Here is a 20191-nt window from a genome sequence, read left to right on the forward strand (position 1 = left end):
CGGCGCCAACCAACGCTGGACCCGTACCTGAGCCGCTGATCGAATGGCCGCTCGATGTCCGGTGGATGTCCTGGTTCGTTCAGGGCCCGGGCTCGCACACTCGTGCCGTGAATCTCCAGCGAATCATTCATTCCCTCTTACTGGTGCTCTCCACGGCCGTCCTCTGGATGGGAACGACGCCGGCGCACGCGGTGCGGGGCGGCGGTCCGGTCGCCGACGGCACGTGGGGTTTCGTGGCGAAGGTGAACGTCGGCGAGTCGCGCGGGTGCACGGGAGCCCTGGTCAGCCCGCAATGGGTGATCACGGCCACCAGTTGCTTCGCCGCCGAGGGGCAGTCCGTCACGAGCGGGGCGCCGAAGACCGCGACGACGGTGACGGTCGGCAGGACGGACCTGTCCGGTGCGGGCGGGCGGGTGCTGCCCGTGGACTGGATCCACCCGCACCGCGACCGGGACGTCGTCATGGCCCGGCTGGCGTTGCGGGCCGTCGGCATCACGCCCGTCGCTGTCAGCGCCACCGCCCCCGCCACCGGGGACGCGATGCAGGTCGCCGGCTACGGCCGGACCGCGCAGGAGTGGGCGCCCAACCGGCTGCACGCCTCGCCCGTCGTCGCCGGGGCCGTGGCCGCCGCCTCGTTCGGCTGGACCGGGGCGGACGGCGGCGACGTGAGCGCCTGCCAGGGGGACACGGGCGCACCGGTCTTCCGCACGGGCGGGAGCGCCCCGCAGCTCGTCGGGCTCAGCATCGGCGCGGGGCAGGGAGGCTGTCTCGGCGCCGCCGCCGACGGGCCGCGCGGAGCCGACGCGGTGCGGGTGGACGACCTGGCGAGCTGGATCCGCACGGTCGCGATCGAGCCCACCACGTCCTTCACCCGGTACGACGCCAGTCTGAGCGGGATCGGTGGCTATGACCTGGACGACAACCGCGACCAGGTGGTGGCGTTCGACTACGAGCATTCGGGCAAGCTGGATCACCTGGTGCTCTACCGTCCGGGCTCGCAGATCGTCTTCATCGTCAAGCGGAACGCGGACGGCACCTACGCTCCGGTCTTCTCCTCGACCACGGGCATCGGCGGCTACGACCTGAAGGACGCCAGGGACCGTGTCATCGCCTTCGACTACACGGGTTCGGGGAAGCAGGATCATCTGCTGCTCTACCGTCCGGGAGCGGAGACGGCCTGGATCCTGGAGCACGGCGCGGGCAACACGTTCAGAGCCGTGTTCCACAGCTCGGCCGGCATCGGCGGCTACGACCTGAAGAGCACGGCGGATCAGATCATCGCCTACGACCACGAGCACGCGGGGAAGCTGGACCATCTGCTGCTGTACCGGCCGGGGACCGGGATGGCCCGCGTCCTCAAGCGCACCGGCGCCGCCACGTTCACGCCGGTCTTCGCCACGGCGGACGGCGGGATCGGCGGCTACGACCTGAAGGACGCCAGGGACCGTGTCATCGTCTTCGACTACACGGGTTCGGGGAAGCAGGATCACCTGGTGCTCTACCGTCCGGGAGCGGAGACGGCCTGGATCCTGGAGCACGGCGCGGGCAACACGTTCAGAGCCGTCTTCCACAGCTCGGCCGGGATCGGCGGCTACGACCTGAAGAGCACGGCGGATCAGATCATCGCCTACGACTACGAGCAGTCGGGACGGCTGGACCACCTGCTGCTCTACCGGCCCGGATCGAAGACGGCCTGGATACTGAAACACGGCGCGGGCAGTGCGTTCACGGCGGTGTTCCACAGCTCGACCGGCATCGGCGGCTACGACCTGGAGATGGCCAAGGACCGCGTGATCGCCTTCGACCACCGGAGCAAAGGCGGGCAGAGCCACCTGTTCCTCTACCGCCCGGGCGACCAGATCACCTATGTCGCGGGACGTGCTCTTCCGCCCGTCCGGGTCGTCCCGGTCACCGTGACGCCCGTCGTCGGCCCGGACTCCATCGTGGAGAGGTACGGCTACCCCGTGAACTTCCCGCACGCCTTCGCGGGCACCTCCGGCCAGGCCGATTGGGGCACGGACGAGGCCGAGGCGCGCAACTTCGAGCTCATCTCCGGCAACGGCGGGATCATCTGGGTCTCGTGCACCGCGTCCCCGGAGAACGGGGTCGGCGTGCTCAAGGTCTTCCCCGGCCTGCTGAACGGCCAGACCGAGATCGGCGAGCCGCATCTCGGCGTGACCGCGGTCTGCTTCAAGGTCCTCGGCTCCGGAGGATGGGTGAAGCTCCGCATCCCGAACGTCTATGAGGTTCAGGGAGACAGCCGCTCGCCAGGGGCCGGCCATGACGTGGACGCGACGGTCGTGAACGTGGCCTCCGGAACGGAGCGGACCAAGCGCGTCGAGCGGGACGAGAGCGAGCAGTTCGGGCGTACGGACATCACCTGCGACGAGAGCCATCCGGACTTTCCCGACAACTGCCAGGAGACCCTGCTGGAACTGCGGGTCGTCGGCTGAGACTTGAACGGCCGCGTAGGCGTGGCGTCATCGGGGGGCGCCGTCGCCACGTCACCGGCCGGTCGGCATGGTGGCCGGGAACGGTGCGAGGCGGACGACGCCGTGCAGGAGACCATCGGCCGGACGGAACGGGGTTCTGAGGCCCTTCGCCCTGCTGGAGCTCGAACTCCGGGACGGGCGCATCAGCGAGATCATCACGTACCTGGTGACCGGTTCGCCGAGTTCGGGCCGATCCGCTCGCCGGACTCCCCGACACGGCTTGGGACAGCCCGTCCCTGTGCTCGGGGTGGCGGGTTCGTGAAGTCGTCGCGCACGTCACAGCGCCGTTCCGTACGAGCCTGCCCCGCTTTGTCGCCGGGCTGGTCGCGGCACGGTTCTCCTTCGACCGGTACGCCGACCGGGCCGCCCGCAAGGACACCACCCGGCTGTCGGACGGCGAACTCCTCGCCTGCCTGCGCGCCAACATCGCCAACGAGTGGCGGCCACCAGGCGGAGGGCTCGCCGGAGCGTTGAGTCACGACACCATCCACGGCCTCGACGTGACCGAGCCGCTGGGGCTGCCGTCGCCTCCGGCCGAGCGCGTGGCCCTGGTGCTGGAGAGCGCGAACGAGCGGAGCCTGTCCTACTTCGGGGTGGACCTCGGGGGCATGCAGTTGCGGGCCACCGACGCCGACATCCGGCTGGGTGAGGGTGAGCCCGTCGAGCTGCCGGTCAAGGACATCCTGCTGATCGTCACCGGGCGACGGCCGCTCGGGTGAGTCGTCGTACGTGATCTGCCCGGGCTGCCGGGCACGACCATGCGCTGCTCACACGTCAAGGGGCGTCCCCTGACGGTGGCCGCCCAGGCCATGGAGCGCATGGCGGTTCCGAGCCCCATGGGTAAGATGCCGCCCCATGACCGAGCCGGACTTCCTGCGAGCCACCCGCGCGTCCTACGACGCCATGGCCGTTGACTACGCCGCCTGGATCCAGGACGAGCTGGCGGCCAAGCCGCTGGACCGGGCGGTGCTGGCCGGGTTCGCCGAACTCGTGCGGGACGCGGATGCCGGACCCGTCGCCGATGTCGGGTGCGGTCCCGGCCGCCTGACGGCGTACCTGCATCGCCTGGGTCTGCCGGTGTTCGGCGTCGATCTGTCACCGCGGATGATCGCGGAGGCCCGGCGGGCGCATCCGGCGCTGCGGTTCGAGGTCGGCTCGATGCTGGCCCTGGACCTGCCGGACCGCGCCCTCGGCGGCATCCTGGCCTGGTATTCGACCATCCACCTCCCTGACGAGAGACTCCCGGAGATCTTCGCCGAGTTCCACCGGGTCCTGGCTCCGGGCGGCCACGTGCTGGTCGCGTTCCAGGTGGGCGACGGGGTGTCTCACCGGACGAAGGCGGCTGGCCACGAGATCTCGCTCAGCTTCCACCATCGGCGGCCCGGCCCTGTCGCGGACCTGCTCGACCAGGCCGGGCTCAGCGTGCACGCCCGGCTGCTGCGCGAGCCCGACGATCACGATGACTACCCGGAGGACACACCGCAAGCGTTCCTGCTGGCCCGCAAACCGGGCGGCGCGACGGCGTGACGCATGCAGGCGGCCGGCCCGTCGGCGATCCGCTCGTAGTTCTCCTGAACCGCTGCTCGGCGTTCGGCGGGGGCCTCCGCGAGCCGAGGAGACGGTGAAGCCGATCTGAAGCGGTCACGTGGAAGTGTCGTAACGCCCGGGCCGATCCCCGCGAACCCCGTAGAGATCACAGCGCACTCGGAGGTGCAGCGATGGACACATCCGCATACCTGAAGGCCGTCGTCGAGCAGACGAGCACACTGGCCGGATGGGTGGACGGCAGGGACGCGACGACCCCGGTGCCGACCTGCCCCGAGTGGACGCTGGCCGATCTCGTCGACCACGTCGGCGGGACACAGCGCATGGTGGCCATGCTCGTGGGCGAGCAGATGAGCGAGCCGGACAAGGCGTACGCCGGCTACGTTCCCGGCCCCACCGATTCGGGTCAGTGGCGCGCCTGGCTGAGCGACGGCGCGGCCTTAGCGACACAGGCGTTCGCCTCGGTCGCCGATGACACGCCGGTGTGGGATCCGTCGGGCGGCGCCGCGGGCGTGCCGTTCTGGTCACGCCGGCTGTTCGGCGAGGCCTGCGTGCACCGCGCGGACGCGGCCGTGGCGCTCGGCATGCCGTACGAGCTGGCGCCGGAGCAGGCCGTTGCGGCCCTGGAGGACTGGCTGGCCACGATGACCTCCCGCGGCTACTGGGAGAACATGCCGGGCTTCGCCGACGCGATGCGCGGGGACGGCCAGAGTCTGCACTTCCAGGCGACCGACGCGCCGGGGGAGTGGGTGGCACGCCGACAACAGGACCGGGTCGCGCTGGAGCGCACGCACGCTGCGGCGGACGTCGTGGTACGCGGCCCAGCCGTCGACCTCGTGCTCGTGATCAGCAGGCGCCGCACCCTGGACGCGGCTCCCGCGCTGGAAGTGCGGGGGGATCGGGCGCTGTTCGACCACTGGATCGAGCACATGGACTGGGTCACCGGCTGACGCGCCTTCTCCGCCACCCGCAGCGACCTGGGCAGTCCTCTTGCCCATAGGGCTTGCCCCTATCCAAAGGTCAGCCTGAGCATGGGGCGCTCGGCCAGTCGGCTGCTCCCGACCCGCGCCCGTACCAGCCAGCCGGCCCGGCCTCCGGACTCCCGATGCGCGGAAAGACGGCGATTACCGCTCCCGGACCGCGTAGGTCAGGTGGGTCGCCCGCCCCGTCGGCTCCGCGCGCACCTGCTCCAGGGCCACGCGCCCCGCGTCCACCCCCTCGAACAGGCGGATCCCGGCGCCGAACAGCACCGGTGACAGCGCGATCGAGAACTCGTCGACCAGGCCGGCGTTCACGTACTCCAGGATCGTCGCGCCGCCGCCCGCGATGCGGACGTCGCGGTCGCCGGCGGCCTCGCGGGCCTGGCCGAGCGCGGTCTCGATGCCGTCGTTGACGAAGTGGAAGGTGGTCCCGCCGGGCCGTTCCCAGGGGTCGCGCTTCTCGTGCGTCACGACGAACACCGGCGTGTGGAACGGCGCCTCCTCCGGCCACATCCGCTCGCCGGCGTCGAACATGCGCTTGCCCATCACGCTCGCGCCGGTGCGTTCGAACGTCTCCCGCGCGATGTCGTTGTCACGGCCTTCCTCGCCGCCCCCGCCGAGCTTCAGGTTCTCCCGGAAGAACCGCGTCGGGAAGATCCACCGCTGCAGCTCCATCCACTGCCGCCCCATCAGCTCGCTGAGGGCCTCGGGCGCGATGAAGCCGTCCAGCGACATCGACACGCTGAAGAACACCTTCCCGGCCATCAGTCCTCCGCCCCCTTCCGCACGATCTCGGTGACATAGGCGGCCAGGTTGCTCAAGGTCTGCCGTCCGCCCTCGATGGCGTGGTACTTCTCGACCGCTTCGTCGCGCAGCTGCCTGGTGGGGAATATTGTGCGCATCTCGACCCGGGTGGCCGCCCCGTCGGGCGCGAACGCGAGGATCGATGCGAAGGCGTTCGGGTCGTCGCGGTGCTCGCCGTGCAGCAGCGTGATCCTCTCCGGCGGGACGATCTCGGTCCAGGTGATCCACTCCTGGTAGTCCGTGCCGTCGGGCCCGTGCATCACGAAGTCCCACACGCCGCCGACGAGGAACTCGAAGGAGCGCGTGGTGGTGGTGAACCCCTCCGGCCCCCACCACCGCGACAGGTGCCGCACCTCGGTGAACGCCTCGAACACCAGCTCCCGTGGGGCGTCGATGACGTGGGAGATCACAACTTCGCGGTCGGCCGTCGCGGACTGCGCGTCCGGTCCCGTTTCGCTCATCACGTACTTCCTTCCTGACTTGCCTGCTTGAGGTCCTGCACGTACGCGTCCAGCCGGTCGAAGCTCTCGTTCCAGAACCGCTCGAACCCGCCGGTCCACTCGTGGACCGGGCGCAGTCCGCGGGCGTCCAGGCCGTACAGGCGCTGTTTGCCCGCCTTGCGGTCCCGCACCAGCCCGACCTCGCGAAGCACCCGCAGGTGCTTGGACGCCTGCGGCTGGGTCATCCCCAGCTCCTGGGCCAACTCGGTCACCGGCCGCTCTCCCGATCGCAGCAGCGCCAGGATGTCCCGGCGCTGCGGCTCGGCGATCGCGTTGAAGACGTCCGACGTCGTCGCTGCTCGTGCCACGGAAGCCATCATATGCCTATATGGGCATGCGTCAATCTGGGGGCGCCCCAGCCGGTGGCGCTGTCGCCGAGGTGCTGCTGACGACGGCGGGAACCCGCACAGAGTGGGTGAACGGCCTCTACCCGCTTCCCATCGGCGTGGCTGCGGTGCCAGATGGAAGCGCCAGAGTCGTTGGCGGGTACGCCGGGGGAAGATGACCCCGCCAACCGCCCGTCCGGCCTCACGCTCTGCACGACGCGAACCTCAGTAGGCGCGCGTCCGCCCCACCCGTATGTTCCGGGCCTGGAAGTAGGTGTTCCCGCTGGGTCCGGGCAACTCGTCCGTCCAGCCCGGGGAGCCCCGACTCAAGACGGACGTCGTCGCCGTCCTTGTACATCCAGACGCGGTACTTGATGAACCTGCTGCCGGGAAGGTTGTTCTCCTCCTCGCTGGTCCCCTTGACCGTCCTGGTGACGTACTGGAACCCGTCCGTTTCGTTCCCCTGCGTGATCTCCCGGACGTCGTGGGTCGTCACTCGCTCCATGACGGCAGGGCGGCACCGGAGGGCGTCCCGGAACTTCCCGAACGTGCGGAGTGGCCGGCCGGTGAGATTCCGGAGCGGCGCCCTGAACGGCACGGCATCGCGTTGGGGGCCGGCGGCCTCCTCGCCGGGGCCGGCGCCGCCTTCCGCGAGCACGGCGTCGACGCGTCGCTGAAGAGCATCGCCCGCCAGGCCGAACTGGAGGGCTCCCAAGCGGACGCCGCCCACCGCCCCAGGTTCGGTTACGGCTGCTGGTCGTTCTGCCCGCCGAGGTGAGCCTGCATGTCGTCGGCGTCAGACAGGTCGTCCGACAGCAGGTCGGCGGCGCGTCCGTCGAGTTCGGCCTGCAGTTCGTGGGAGCGGGGGACCATGGTCTTCTCGTAGGCGCGGAGCGCGTCGTCGACGGTGGTGTGGCCGGCGAGGGCGAGGGCGAGTTCGGTGGCGTCCAGCATGGCGAGGTTCACGCCGAGGCCGAGCGGGGGCATGAGGTGGGCGGCGTCGCCCAGCAGGGTGATGGTGGGGCTGGGCCGCCAGGTGTGGGGGACGGGCAGGGCGTTGATGGGACGTTCGAGGTAGGGGCCGTCGTTGTCGGTGATGATCCGGCGCAGGCGGGGTGACCAGTCGCGGTAGCGGTCCAGGAGCAGGGCGCGGATGCCGGGGGTGTCGTCGTGGGTGAGGCCGGCCTGGGCGAGCCAGTCGAGGGGAACTCGCTGGATGAGGTAGACGCGGATGTGACCGCTGCCGTTGTGCTGGGCGAACATGCCGCGCTCGCCGTCGGCCGCGACGGTGCTGCCGTTGCCGACCAGGTCGGCGATGTCGGGGTGCTTGTCGTCGACGTCGTGGAACCAGGCCTCGACGAAGGTGATGCCGGTGTACTGGGGCAGGGCGGGGGAGATCGCGCCGCGGACCTTGGACCACGCGCCGTCCGCGCCGATGACGAGGTCGGCTTCAGCAGTGGTGGCGTCGGTGAAGCGCAGCAGGCCGGGGCCTTCGACGGAGTCCAGGGCGCGGCCCCAGCGGACGGTGCCGGGGGTGAGGGAGTTCAACAGCAGGTCGCGCAGCACGCCGCGCTCGATCTCGGGATGGACGGCTTCGCCCTCGTCGGGGACGTGGTGGAAGCCGAGCGTGGCGTCGGCGGCGTTGAGCCGGCGCATTTCCTGGCCTTCCGGGCGGCTGAGGCAGAAGAACTCCTCCAGCAGCCCGGCCTCCTTCAGTGCGAGCTGGCCGCTGTCGATGCGCAGGTCCAGGCTGCCGCCCTGGTCACGGACGCCGGGAGCGGCGTCGGCTTCGTAGACGGTTACGGCGATGCCGTGCCGTTGCAGGATGCGCGCGCAGGTCAGGCCGCCGGGTCCTGCGCCGATGATGGCGATGCGGGGTGCGGTGTTCATGGTGGTACTCCGTTTCGTGTGGCGCCCACAAAACCACAGCAGCTCAGAAAGTGCAACAGCTCAACTTTTAGAGCTGGCCAACAAGTGGTGTAGTGTACTTTTATGCTCGATGACAGTGAAGCCGCACCCGCGGAGCAGGCCCCGCCCGCCATGGGGCGCCGCGAGCGCAAGAAGGCCGCCACCCGCCAGGCCATCGCCGACGCCGCCCTGCGCCTGTTCCTGGAGCGCGGCTACGACGACGTGGGCATCCGCGAGATCGCCGACGCCGCCGACGTGTCCACCACCACGCTGTTCAAGCACTTCCCGGTCAAGGAAGCCCTCGTCTTCGACCGGGAAGCCGCCAATGAGGCCCGCCTGCTGTCGGCGGTACGCGACCGTCCCCCCGGCCAGTCGATCCCGGCCGCCCTGCGCGAGCACGCCCTGCGCTACCGCCACCTCTCGGCCACCGGCGACCCCGACTTCGCCGCCTTCATCGAGCTGATCAACAGCACCCCCGCGCTGCTCGACTACCACCAGGCCTCCTGGCTACGCCACACCGCTGCCCTCGCGCGGGCCATCGCCGAGGAGAGCGGCCTGCCCGCGGACGACCCCGCCTGCACCGCCCTGGCCCACTTCGCCCTCGAAGCGCCCAGCGCCGTCCGCGGCCACCACGACACCCACCAAGCCCTCACCCGCGTCTTCGACCTCCTCGAACGCGGGTGGCAGAACATCGCCCCCTAGACAGCGAGGGCAGGGCCATCGGGATCGCGCACAGCCCACACCGCCCCGCGATGAGTGCGGCGACGGCGTTGCGCATCCTTCAAAGATCCCAGGCCAGGCGTTCCCGGGCGCGGGGGTCGTCCACCTGGGTCCACTCCGTGTCGATGCGCATGGTCGCCCTGCGCCCGCTGTCGTACGGCTCCCAGCCGGGATCACCGGTCCTGGCGAACCGGATCCAGGCCTCGTGGACGCGGGCGGCGAGCTCCGCGGGGGCCTGGCCGGGGCCGAGCATGGCGTCGGGCCCGTTCAGCTCGGGCCGATCCGTCACGTCGAAGACGAAGGGCAGCTCGACCGCGTGGGCGGCGCCGAGCTCCCCGCCCAGGGCCTGCGAGCGCCAGGCGAACTCGTAGGCGTAGGTGCCGGAGCCGGGATGGGCGGCGTGTGCGCCGGCCAGGGCGCGGCTGCCCGCGCCGAACAGCGCATCGCCCATGATGGCGGAGCGCAATTCCGCGAACGACGCCCCGGGGCGCGACGCGCGGTAGGCCTCGACGAGCCGCGCCGGATCCGGGTGGGAGCGCGCCGCCGCCTCGTGGACGTCGGCGGCCGTCGAGGTGGCGTACCTGCCCACCGGGACCAGGTAGAGGTTGCCCTCCTCGGCGTTGGTGCCGACGAGCAGATCGACCCCGGCGCCCAGGCCGGCGGCGACGGACGCGGCCGGCTGGGTGTCGAGGACGAGGCTGAAGGGGCTGAGCCCGATCAGCGGGTCGCTGTGCGTCTCGGTCCGCAGGTCGAGGCCCGCGAGCAGGGAGGCGGCCTCGACCAGGCGTTCGTCGGAGACGCCCGCGAACGCGCCGGCGTCGGGCTCGATGCCGAGGGCCTCGGCCGCCGCCTTGGTGACGCGGGCGGCCTGCTCGGTGGTGAACGCGCCCAGGCCGCTGCCGCTCTGGACGATCGCCCGCCGGAACAGGCCGGCGGCGCCGGGGGTGGCGAGGACGCCGCCGACGATGGTCGCCCCGGCCGACTGGCCGAAGAGGGTGACGTTGCGCGGGTCACCGCCGAAGGCGGCGATGTTCTCCCGCACCCAGCGGAGCCCGGCGACCACGTCGAGCAGGCCGCGGTTGGCGGGCGCCCCGGGAAGGTCGAGGAACCCGGCGATGCCGAGCCGGTAGTTGAGGGTGACCAGGACGACGCCGTCGCGGGCGAACGCCGAGCCGTCGTACAGCATGGCCCGCGTCGAGCCGGCGACGAACCCGCCGCCGTGGACGAACACCATGACCGGCAGTTCGCCGCCGCCCTCCGCGGGCGTGTGGACGTTGACGGTGAGGTAGTCCTCCCCGCGGCTCCAACCGGCGCCGAAGTAGGGGGACATGTCCACCGTGCCGAGCTTGCGCTCGGACTGCGGCGCACTGGGGCCGGGCGCCGTGGCGTCACGCACGCCGCCCCACGGCTCGTGCGGCCGCGGCGCCGCGAAGCGGCCCGCGCCGCGGGGCGGGGCGGCGTACGGGATGTTCAGGAAGGTGCGGACGGCGCCTCTGCGCAGACCGCGGACGGCTCCCCGCGCGGTGGTGACGACGGGTTGGTTCACGGTGATGCCCTTCCGCAGGGGTTCAGACCTGCTCGGTGTACGGGCGAAGGGGCGCCCAGCCCTTGATGGCGAGCTTGCCTCCTTCGCGGACGACTGCAGCGCCACCCAGGTCCGGCCGGCGAGGTGAGCGCCCGGCGGCGGCGTGGTCAGATCCGGCTGAAACCCGCCCAGCTCTTGATCCTGAAGTTGCCGCCGCTGCGCTCCACCTCGGCGGCGCCGTGGCCGGGAAGGTGCGCGGGCAGGACGAGGGCCTTGTGGTCGGCGGCCCACTCCAGCTCGCGGCGCCGCGTCGCGAGCGCCTGCTTCTCGTCCTCCTCGAAGCAGCTGTTGAACTCGGGATGTTCGAGCTGCAGCGGCGTGTGGAGCAGGTCGCCGATGAACACCGCCCTGTCGTTGCCCGACTCCAGCCGGATCACGGACGAGCCGGGCGTGTGCCCGGCGGCGAGGTCCAGCCTCAGGCTGGAGTCGAGCGTGTACGAGCCCTCCCACAGCTTCACCAGGCCCGCCTCGCGCACCGGCTGCACACTGTCCTCCCAGACGTTCTGGTTGCCCTGCCAGTACTTCGGCCGTACGGGGTTCTCGGGGTTCCAGAAGTCGAACTCGACCTTCGGGATCAGGTAGGTGGCGTTCGGGAAGGCGGGCACCCAGTCGCGGCCCTCGCGCCTGGTGTTCCAGCCGACGTGGTCGTTGTGCAGGTGGGTGTTGACGACGACGTCCACGTCCTGCGGCCGCACGCCCGCGCGGGACAGCCGGCGCAGGAAGCCGGTGTCCATGTACTGCCACTGCTTGGCGTACGGACGGAACTTGTCGTTGCCGGCGCCGGTGTCGATCAGGATCGTCCTGCCCTCGCTGCGCAGCACCCAGGTCTGCAGCGCGGAGTTGACCATGTCGGTGCCCGGCTTCCAGAAGTCAGGGCTCAGCCAGCTCCTGTTCTCCTGCCACAGTTCCGCCGGGCTGCCGGGGAAGAACTGACGCGACGTCAGGCCGACAGGGCCGCTGTACTCCACGACGCGGGTGACGGTCACCTCGCCCAGCCGGATCGTCTCGACGCGCGTCCGGCTGACGGGGCGGGCCGCGGCGGCGTCGGCGGGCCGGGCCGCCGAACTGCCCAGCAGCCCGGCGGCGCCGACGCCCGCTGCGATTCCGGCGAAGCCGCGCCGGCTCAGGGAAGGATTCACGCTGTCCACGTCCGCACTCCGATCAGGTAACGCCCGGACCGTGACGGGACGGGCATCCACCATCGTGCGGATTGCGGGCGCCGGCCGGTATCAGTCACCCGACTGCACCTCGATCGCGCCAGGTCAGGGCCGTCGGAATAGCCCGGGTGGCGCACGCGTTGAAGGCTGATCAAATCGCCGGGACAATGCGTGGTGGTCAACAGTGGAAAGGCCGATGGTGGGCCGGGAGAACGAGACGGCGGAAATGGCGCGCCGGCTCGCCGCTGACCGATCCCGCGCCGAGGTGCTGATTCTCACCGGCGATCCGGGCACCGGCAAGAGCGCGCTGCTCGACCTCGCGGCCGGCCACGCGCGGCGCCAGGGCGAACGGGTGCTGCGGGCGGTCGGTAGCGAGTCCGAGGCGCGCCTCGGGTTCGCGGGCCTCCACCAACTGCTCCGCCCGGTGCTCGGCGAGCTGGACAGCCTGCCGCCCCGGCAGCGTTCCGCGCTTCGGACCGTACTCGGGCTGGACGAGGGGACCGGGGCCCCCGACGGCATGGTCGTCGGTTCGGCCGTTCTCACCCTGGTCTCGGACCTGGCGCCGCTGCTCGTGGTGGTCGACGACGCCCAGTGGATCGACCGCGCCTCGCTGGACGTCCTGTCCTTCGTGGCCCGGCGCCTGGACACCGAACCCGTCACGCTGCTGATGGGCGTGCGCGCCGACGCCCCGCTGCCCGGGATGGACAAGGGATTCGAGCGCCTGGAGCTCGCCCCGCTGAGCGGAGAGGCGGCGAACCGGCTGCTCGACCGGCAGCCGGCGCCACCCACCGGCCGGACGCGGGTGCGCGTCCTGCAAGAGGCGGCCGGCAACCCGCTGGCCCTGATCGAGTTCGCCCGCGCGGGCGCGGCCCGGCACTCCGGCGGCAGCGGCGTGCAGGGCCCGCTGCCGCTCACCGACCGGCTGGAGCGGATCTTCGCGGAGCAGGCGCGGTGCCTGCCGGAGGCGGCCCGCCGCCCCCTGCTGCTGCTCGCCGCCGCCGATCCGGCGGACGCGCCGACGGCCTCACGCGCACTCCCCGAGGCCGGCGACCAGGCGTGGGTTCCCGCGGAGCAGGCCGGGCTCGTACGCCAGGACGGCGTCCGGATCTCCTTCCGCCACCCGCTCATCCGTTCGGCCGTCTACCACGCGGCCTCCTTCGAGGAACGCCGGCAGGCGCATCTCGCTCTCGCGGCACTGAGCGAGGAGCCCGACCGCCGCGCCTGGCACCTCGCCGCCGCGACCACGCGTCCGGACGAGGACGTGTCGGACGCCCTGCGGCTGACGGCCGACCGGGCGCGGCGCCGGGGCGGCTACGCGGCCGCTGCCGCCGCACTGGAGCGCGCCGCGGAGCTGAGCCCGCGCCGCGCCGGCCGGGCGCGGCTGCTGACCGAGGCCGCCGAGCTGGCCGTCCTCACCGGTCAGCTCGGCTGGGTGGAACGCCTGGCCGCCGAGGTGCGCGAGCACAGTGACGACCAGGCCCTGATCAGCAGGGCCTCGCTGGCCGCCGGGCAGCTCATGGCGCTGCGCAGGAACCACGCGGCGGCCTTCGCCGCACTGACCCGCATCGCGAACGAGGCGGCCACCCCCTCGTCCCGCGTCGTGGACGAGGCGGCGGCCACCCACTCGTCCCGCTTCATGAACGCCCTCGCCGCGGCCGCGGTCGTCCGCTACTACTCGGGCGAGGAGTGCCAGCGGCAGCAGCTCGAAGACCTGCTCGCCGCTCCACTGGACCCCACCACCGGGGACGCCCTGAGCGCCTGGGTCCAGGCCGTCTCCGACCCCCACGGCGCGGGAGCCCGCCTCGCCCCGGCGCTGCCCGCACTCATCACCGGGGCCGAGGGCGACGCCGGCCTGCTGACCGCGCTCGCCGTCGTGGCCTGGATCCTGGACGAGACCGCCCTGGCCGCCCGGACCTTCGACGAGGCGTACGACCGGTGGCAGGCCCGCGGCGCGCTGCCGGACGGCCTGGGCAGCGCCGTCGGCTGGACCTACCTGGAGCAGGGCCGGTGGGCCGAGGCCCGCGCGGTGGCCGCCGAGATCGCGGCGGTTGCCGCCGCGGCCGGGCTGGACCACGCCGAGGCGTGCGCGCAGGTGCTCGACGCGACGGCGCTCGCGCTGCTCGGCCGGGCGGCCGAGGCGCGGCGCGGCGCCGAACGGGCGCTGGCCCTCGTCGATCCGCTGGAGAGCCGCTCCATCGCGGTCTCCGCCCGACGGGCCCTAGGCCTGGCGGCAGTGGCCGAGGGAGACTACGACACCGCCTACGCGCAGTTCCGCGCCGCCTTCACCGACGACGGCGATCCGGTTCACTACCACGTCTCCTACACCGTCCTGGCCGAACTCGCCGCGGCGGCCGTCCGCAGGGGACGGCGGGAGGACGCCGCCGCACTGCTGGAGCGGTCGGCGCGGCGCCTCGGCACGGGCACGTCGGCACGGATCGCCGCGCTGCTCGCCCGAGGCCGCGCCCTGCTCGCCGAACCCGGCCAGGCGGAACCGCACTTCCAGGCGGCGCTGGCGGGCGACGCGGGCGAGCAGTGGCCGTTCGAGCGGGCACAGACCCTGCTCGACCACGGTGAGTGGCTGCGGAGGCAACGGCGCATCGCCGAGGCCCGGCCGCTGCTGACCACGGCACTCGAAACCTTCCAGCGGCTCGGCGCACGGCCCTGGATCGAGCGGGCGAAGGCGGAGCTGCGCGCCGCCGGCATCGAGGCCGCCACCAGCGTGGTGCCCGGCGCCCTCACCGAGCTCAGCCCGCAGCAACAGCAGATCGTCCAGCTCGCGGCGCGCGGCCTGACGAACCGGGAGATCGGAGACCGGCTCTACCTCTCGCCGCGCACCGTCGGCTCCCACCTCTACCGGGTGTTTCCCAAGCTGGGGATCACGGCCAGGTCGCAGCTCCGCGACGTGCTCGAAGGCGCCCTGCCGGGTGCCGGTGACCACGGCCGCGTTCCGGTCTGACGGGTCGCGAAGCGTGACCGCGCCGGCCCGCCACGACGACGGCCGGCGACGCAGGACGCCCGGGGCGCCGCCGTCGCCCGCCCCACCTCGTGCGTGAGCTGTGAATTTCGACCTGCATCAAAAGACATTGACCGGGCTCAGCCATGACCCCGACCCTCTTCTTGAGGAAATCACGCAATTCGGCCGCGGCGATGAAAGGCCCATGTCTCTTCTGTGAAGCGACTCGCGTGCGTCAACTCTTCAGGAGGCGCGGATGCAACAGAGAAAAAGCCGATGGCGAACATCACTCGTCAATTGGCGACGGATCGCCTTGAGTCTGGTGGTGATTGTTCCGCTCGTCCTCGTCGCCTCACCACCGGCGGCGGGGCAGAGCTTCCGTACGGGAACCGGCGCCGACTCCTGGCACCGTGACCCCCTTCCCTACTTCATTCACCAGGGAAACGTCAACGGTGTCCGCAGGAACGTCGCGCGCATCGGTGAGGGAGAGCTCTACTGGACCGATTACGGCGCGCGGGTGACCGTCAGGTTCCCGCTCAAGGACTTCGCCACCGACGGATACTGCGCAGCCGCTTATGTGGACGAATTCCACTATGAGCCGATCAAGACGCACCCGCCGCAGCTGGAGTGCAACGGCGTCGACAAGTGGTTCGAGGTGAGCATGCCCTCGACGTCCCTGCGCGTCTGCTACATCACGGTCCGGGTGGGTCGCCAGAAGACGAACGGCACCCTCGCGCCGGAGCAGGCCTCGGTCGTGGGCGGCTGGGGAAATCGCGACGGATGCTGAACGGTCTCCACAAGATGAGGAGGAAGGCGCGGTGAAGAAGGTATCGGCTGTTTCGGCGGCTGCTGTCGCCGGCCAATCACGCGGTCGTCAAAAGGCGGGGCGCGGGTCCCGGCCAGACTCTGACGGGCAAGGTGCCGGAAGCCGGTGACGCGCCGGGCGGGCTCTGGGGTTCGTACTACGTGACGGCTACGACTCCCCATTCCGGCTGTCTCGACTCCAGCGCGCTCATCAGTAGCTGAGCACGAGCAAGCCGGTCGGTTGCGAGGGGCGGGAGCACCATGTGCTCCCGCCCCTCGAGCTGTGGTCGGGATCGCCGCCACCACGGAAACCTGGCCTGCCCGTCCGGCGTTGATGTTGTTGTGGCGTGCGTGGGCCGGCTGCCTCTTCGGGCCGCGTCAGGAAAGTCCGCTTCGGCGACTCGTCTGATCACAGGAGAAACGATGCCTTTCGTTGACCAGCTACCCGCTCTCCTGGGCGTCGTCGTCGGTGCGGTCGGCTCCTACGCCGCCTCCAGCCTCACCGAGCGCGGACGCTGGCGCCGCGCGAGAACCGAACGATGGGACAACGAGCGCTTCCACAGCTACGCCCGCTACGCTCACCTCCTGAAGATCCAGATCCACCTCGCCCAGCGCATCGGCGCCGCCCGCGGTTTACCCCGCACCGGCAACCCGATGGACATCGAGGAGGGGCTGGCCCAGCTCGACGAGGCCGAGACCAACCGGGCCGCCGAGTGGGAGTCGGTGCTCCTGGTGGGCGACGCGGCGACGGTGGCCGCGGCCCGCACCTGGCACGAAGCGGTCTGGAACGTCGAGCTCTACGCGAAGGGCATGCGCGGCGACCCGGATGGCTGGGTCACTGCCGTGAGCGCGGTGAGCCGGGCCCGCGACGCCTTCTACGCCAGTGCCCGCCGCGATCTCGGCATCGCCGGTCCGCCGCCGCCCTCCGGCCAGTGGCCCCGGCCGTGGGAGATCGGCGAGCCCGCCGGGCCGGGCGAGATCATGCCGGAGCGGGAGAGCAGGTGAGCCCGCCCTGAGAGGGGGACAGGCCGCGTCGCCGGTTGATCGACTTCTTTGAGGACCGCTAGGGTTGGGCGCCTTTTGTCCGGACCTGTTCGCTCGTTCTTCGAGGATGTTCCGTGCGCCGCTACCGTTTCGGCCCCTTCGCCGCTGTTGCCGCCGCCCTCTATGTGGCCGCGGTCGCCGCGTGCGGCGTGATCGCGTGGACCACCGGCGACCCGGCGCCGCTGCGCGTGGTCGTCGGCGCCGGATGGGACACGGAGTTCGTGCCCTACACCTGGTGGGTGGAGCTGCTCCTGGTGGCGGCCGGAGTGTTGCAGGGGTGGGCGTACTGGCAGGTGCTGCGTGGGCGGCCGGCCGGGCCGGCGGCGCTCAACGACCGGCCGGTGCGGCTGTTGCGGGTGGCGCTGTATGTCGGGATCGCCTGGACGCTGGTGTACCGGCTGCCGATCCCGTACGCGTGGTGGTCGGGACTGCCCGGCGACCTGCTCGAGCTCGCCGTGATCTGGTTGTTCTTCATGGTGCTCGCCGGGGCGCTGCCTCGGTGGCTGCGGCTGCTCGGGCTGGTGGCGGGGACGGTGAACGTGTGCGCGGAAAGCGCCGCCACCGTCCTGTACGGCCTCGGCCAGTACGAGATCGGCGGCTACCTCACTCCGTACCGGCTGGGCAACCTCGTCTACCTGCTGTGGCTGGTGCCGGTGCTGGCCGGGCAGGCGAGGGATCCGCGCTGGAGCCGGGGCACCGTGCGGATGGGCCTGGCCTGGGCGATGTTGTCGCTGCTGTCGTACGGCGGGCACTCCTTCATCTCGTTCGGCGGCGGGAACGTCGACCACGACCTGGTGCTCCTCATGGTCATGGCCACCCTGGGCGTGCTCGGAACGGCGTGGCAGGCCCGTTCCGCCCACGAACTGGGCAGCCCGCCCGTGCCGCCCCCTGCTCCGGCGGCGGGTGTCGCGCCGGCGCGGGCGTGGCCGCTCGCCGCCGTGGCCGTGGCGCTGCCGCTGATCCCCGCCGCCGTGAACCTGGCAGGCGGCATGCCCGTGTGGACCGGCCCCCGAGGTCTGGTCGACGACCTGTTCCACGGGTACGTGGGCTACCCGGCAACCGTGCTCTGGGTCGTCGTGGACGTTCTGGTCGGGGTCGGCGCCCCGGCCGTGCTGATCCTCCTCGCGGTCGTCCGCAGGACCAGGACCCTGCTCAGGGTGACGATGTCGATCCTGGTCATCGCCGCCGCGGCGGGTGTCGTCAGCGTGCTCACCACGGAGCGCGAGCCGGACTGGCAGCTGATCCCCGAGACGACCGGGCAGCGGCTGGCCCTGTACCCGGACGGCCTGTTCACCCCCGGCGAGAACGGCGAGATCGCCTTCGGCCTCTCGCCGCTGTGGTACAGCGCCGCCCTGGCCGCCTCCGCCGTCCTGCTGCTCCTGCTGTACGCCGCCCCGCCCGCCGCCCGCCTGCGGCACCACCTCCTGGCGACGGCGCTGGCCACCTCCGCCGCCCTGTGCCTGCTGCCAGCCGCCGACCAGTCACGCGGCCCCGTCACCACGGCCCAGGACTGCTCGCCGCGCGACCCCTGGGACGCCGACGGCGTACCGGTGGAACCCGTGCCGCCCACCGGCCCCCGCGCGTTCATCTGCGCGGTACGCGAGCAGAAGGCGCTGGCGTTCGCCGACACCACCCCCGACCAGGTGCTGCTCGGCCACGGCCGCCGCCTGTGCGGCGCCTACACCCGCGACGACCCGCGCGAGCTGGCCCGGCTGCGTGCGGCGGAGGGGGTGAGCGTCCGCGATCTGAGCGGGGTGCTCGCCGGGATCTGCCCGGCCGCGAACGCGACCGTCGCCGCTCAAGTGGCGGCCCAGGAGCGGGAGTACGAGGAGTTCGCGGCCGAGGAGCGGCGCAAGTGCGACGCCACCCCTCGCCACCGCCCCCTCATCCCGCCGGCCAGGGCGCAGCGCCTGGCCGAGCCGGAGTGGCCGGAGGCAGGGCTGGACCTGTACGACGAGGGGCCCTCCGGCGGCAAGGGGACGAGCGTCGGCCCTGTCGAGGTCGCTCCTGGTCACGTGGCGATCTGGACCCATTCCGACTACCACGTGTGCGTCACGCTCGAGACGTATACGCGCCGCCCGCCCGTCGAGACCAAGGGCTGGGACCACGTCGTCGAGGTGGGCTTCGAGAACCGTAGCGGCGAGATGCGGTTCATGGACGGGCTGAGCGGCACCGAGCTGCCCGACCTTTCGCTCAACGGCCGCAAGGGGCACTATCGCATCCGCGTGCACATGGCCTGGTTCCCCTGGAAGGGCGAGGCGGACGGCACCCAGCGGCTGCTGATCATGGCGTACCCGGGGAGAGGGGACAAGGCGGTCGTCCACCACAAGCCCGCCAAGGACCGCTGACCTGCGAGCCGATGGACAGGACACCCGTGCTCACATGCCTGGGCCGGGCTACGGCGGTGCCGTCCTTCGGTGGAAGGCTCAGCCCGGAGCGGTGTGCCGATCTGGAGCGTGGTCCTGCCGCGGTCTACTACGTGGCGCTGGTGAGGAGCTCGTCGAACTCGCGGTCCGGCAACGTCCTGTTGAGCTCCAGGAGCTTGTCGGCCATGTAGCCGACCGCGTAGCGCGTCTCGGGTTTGCCGGCTTCGACGGCCTGGCGGATGGCGGCGGCGACGACACCAGGGTCGCTGGCCGGGGTGTTCTCGCCGAGTTGCGACTCGGCGCGTACGGCCATGGCCTCGGCCATCCGCGCGTAGGCGGTCGTGCCGGAGATCTCGCGGAGGTCCCGCGCCGTGTGGTCCTCGAACCCGGTTCTGATGATGCCGGGCTGGATGATCACGACGTCGATGCCGAACGGCTCCACCTCCATCCGCAGGCTGTCGGAGTAGGCCTCCAGCGCGTGCTTGGTCGCGTAGTACCAGCAGCCGAGCGGCAGCGCGATCTCGCCGCCGATGGAGGAGACGTTGACGATCGTGCCGGACCCCTGCTCGCGCATGTGCGGCAGGACGAGCTGGGTCAGCCGGGCCGGAGCGAACACGTTCACCTCGAACTGGTCGCGCGCCAGGTCGAGAGGGATGTCCTCGGCCGCGCCGTGCAGGACGGTGCCTGCGTTGTTGATCAGGACGTCGATGCGGCCCTGTTCTGCGATGACGGCCTCGACGGCGCGTTCCAGGTCTGCCGGGCGGCGCGCGTCCAGGGGCAGGGCGTGCCCGCCGGCGTCGCGGATGTCGTCCATGTTGGGGACGCGTCGCGCGGCGCCGTAGACGAGGTGGCCGGCGCGGATGAGGTCGAGCGCGGTGGCCTTGCCGATGCCGGCTGAGGCGCCGGTGATGAGAACGACCTTCTTCATGGAGGGAACGTTAGGGTCCTGCCCAACGATGTGACAACTCGCAGAAGTCGTTTCAGCAGGTCAACCCCCATGGATTGGT

Annotated in this window: 16 protein-coding genes and 1 pseudogene; 9 read left to right on the forward strand and 8 right to left on the reverse strand. The window is 71.6% G+C overall.

What is annotated here, in order from left to right; genetic code table 11:
• Nucleotides 1–167: 167 nt before the first annotated feature.
• The 4 genes and pseudogenes from FXF51_RS40000 (at nt 168) to FXF51_RS40020 (ending at nt 4987) form a co-directional block, all read left to right on the forward strand.
• Nucleotides 168–2453 (forward strand): S1 family peptidase, encoded by a 2286-nt coding sequence (locus tag FXF51_RS40000; protein ID WP_187414826.1) that lies wholly within the window; start codon nt 168–170, stop codon nt 2451–2453.
• Between the two features lie 239 nt (nt 2454–2692).
• Nucleotides 2693–3211, forward strand: a pseudogene (locus FXF51_RS40010) (maleylpyruvate isomerase family mycothiol-dependent enzyme); the annotation flags it as partial.
• A 136-nt stretch (nt 3212–3347) separates the two neighbouring features.
• Nucleotides 3348–4019, forward strand: a complete 672-nt coding sequence (locus FXF51_RS40015) for a class I SAM-dependent methyltransferase (protein WP_148439985.1) — start codon at nt 3348–3350, stop codon at nt 4017–4019.
• 191 nt (nt 4020–4210) lie between these two features.
• Nucleotides 4211–4987 (forward strand): maleylpyruvate isomerase family mycothiol-dependent enzyme, encoded by a 777-nt coding sequence (locus FXF51_RS40020; RefSeq protein WP_148439986.1) that lies wholly within the window; start codon nt 4211–4213, stop codon nt 4985–4987.
• Between the two features lie 174 nt (nt 4988–5161).
• Here FXF51_RS40020 and FXF51_RS40025 read toward each other — a convergent pair whose 3' ends face one another.
• The 5 genes from FXF51_RS40025 to FXF51_RS40045 form a co-directional block, all read right to left on the reverse strand.
• Nucleotides 5162–5782 carry a dihydrofolate reductase family protein gene (locus FXF51_RS40025; RefSeq protein WP_148439987.1) on the reverse strand — a complete coding sequence of 207 codons (621 nt, stop codon included), beginning with the start codon at nt 5780–5782 and terminating at the stop codon, nt 5162–5164.
• The gene (locus FXF51_RS40030; RefSeq protein ID WP_148439988.1) at nt 5782–6282 is read right to left on the reverse strand and encodes an SRPBCC family protein; all 501 of its coding nucleotides are present in this window, start codon (nt 6280–6282) and stop codon (nt 5782–5784) included. Before FXF51_RS40030 ends, FXF51_RS40025 begins: the two co-directional genes overlap by 1 nt.
• A complete protein-coding gene (locus FXF51_RS40035; RefSeq protein ID WP_148439989.1) occupies nt 6282–6629 on the reverse strand; it encodes an ArsR/SmtB family transcription factor in 348 nt (115 codons plus the stop codon). The genes FXF51_RS40030 and FXF51_RS40035 overlap by 1 nt, the downstream gene beginning before the upstream one ends.
• A gap of 220 nt (nt 6630–6849) precedes the next feature.
• Nucleotides 6850–7377, reverse strand: a complete 528-nt coding sequence (locus tag FXF51_RS40040; protein ID WP_148439990.1) for a hypothetical protein — start codon at nt 7375–7377, stop codon at nt 6850–6852.
• 14 nt (nt 7378–7391) lie between these two features.
• Nucleotides 7392–8537: an FAD-dependent oxidoreductase gene (locus FXF51_RS40045; RefSeq protein WP_148439991.1), complete on the reverse strand. Its 1146-nt coding sequence runs from the start codon at nt 8535–8537 to the stop codon at nt 7392–7394.
• Nucleotides 8538–8639: 102 nt separating this feature from the next.
• On the opposite strand from FXF51_RS40045, the gene FXF51_RS40050 reads away from it, so the two are divergent.
• Nucleotides 8640–9257, forward strand: a complete 618-nt coding sequence (locus FXF51_RS40050) for a TetR/AcrR family transcriptional regulator (protein ID WP_222871657.1) — start codon at nt 8640–8642, stop codon at nt 9255–9257.
• Between the two features lie 79 nt (nt 9258–9336).
• On the opposite strand, the gene FXF51_RS40055 is transcribed toward FXF51_RS40050, so the two are convergent.
• Both FXF51_RS40055 and FXF51_RS40060 read right to left on the reverse strand, forming a co-directional pair.
• Entirely contained in the window at nt 9337–10821 is a 1485-nt protein-coding gene (locus FXF51_RS40055; RefSeq protein ID WP_187414827.1) for a carboxylesterase/lipase family protein, read from the reverse strand.
• Between the two features lie 146 nt (nt 10822–10967).
• A complete protein-coding gene (locus tag FXF51_RS40060) occupies nt 10968–11999 on the reverse strand; it encodes an MBL fold metallo-hydrolase (RefSeq protein ID WP_316247659.1) in 1032 nt (343 codons plus the stop codon).
• A 214-nt stretch (nt 12000–12213) separates the two neighbouring features.
• On the opposite strand from FXF51_RS40060, the gene FXF51_RS40065 reads away from it, so the two are divergent.
• The 4 genes from FXF51_RS40065 (at nt 12214) to FXF51_RS40080 (ending at nt 19166) form a co-directional block, all read left to right on the forward strand.
• Nucleotides 12214–14973 (forward strand): helix-turn-helix transcriptional regulator, encoded by a 2760-nt coding sequence (locus FXF51_RS40065; RefSeq protein ID WP_148439992.1) that lies wholly within the window; start codon nt 12214–12216, stop codon nt 14971–14973.
• 253 nt (nt 14974–15226) lie between these two features.
• Nucleotides 15227–15757 carry a hypothetical protein gene (locus tag FXF51_RS40070; protein WP_148439993.1) on the forward strand — a complete coding sequence of 177 codons (531 nt, stop codon included), beginning with the start codon at nt 15227–15229 and terminating at the stop codon, nt 15755–15757.
• A 440-nt stretch (nt 15758–16197) separates the two neighbouring features.
• Nucleotides 16198–16779, forward strand: a complete 582-nt coding sequence (locus FXF51_RS40075; RefSeq protein WP_148439994.1) for a hypothetical protein — start codon at nt 16198–16200, stop codon at nt 16777–16779.
• Nucleotides 16780–16892: 113 nt separating this feature from the next.
• Entirely contained in the window at nt 16893–19166 is a 2274-nt protein-coding gene (locus FXF51_RS40080; RefSeq protein ID WP_148439995.1) for a hypothetical protein, read from the forward strand.
• Between the two features lie 127 nt (nt 19167–19293).
• Here the strand turns inward: FXF51_RS40080 and FXF51_RS40085 are convergent, their stop codons facing one another.
• The gene (locus FXF51_RS40085) at nt 19294–20112 is read right to left on the reverse strand and encodes an oxidoreductase (RefSeq protein WP_148439996.1); all 819 of its coding nucleotides are present in this window, start codon (nt 20110–20112) and stop codon (nt 19294–19296) included.
• Between the last annotated feature and the right edge of the window lie 79 nt (nt 20113–20191).

Source organism: Nonomuraea sp. PA05 (assembly GCF_008086045.1).
GTDB lineage: Bacteria > Actinomycetota > Actinomycetes > Streptosporangiales > Streptosporangiaceae > Nonomuraea > Nonomuraea monospora.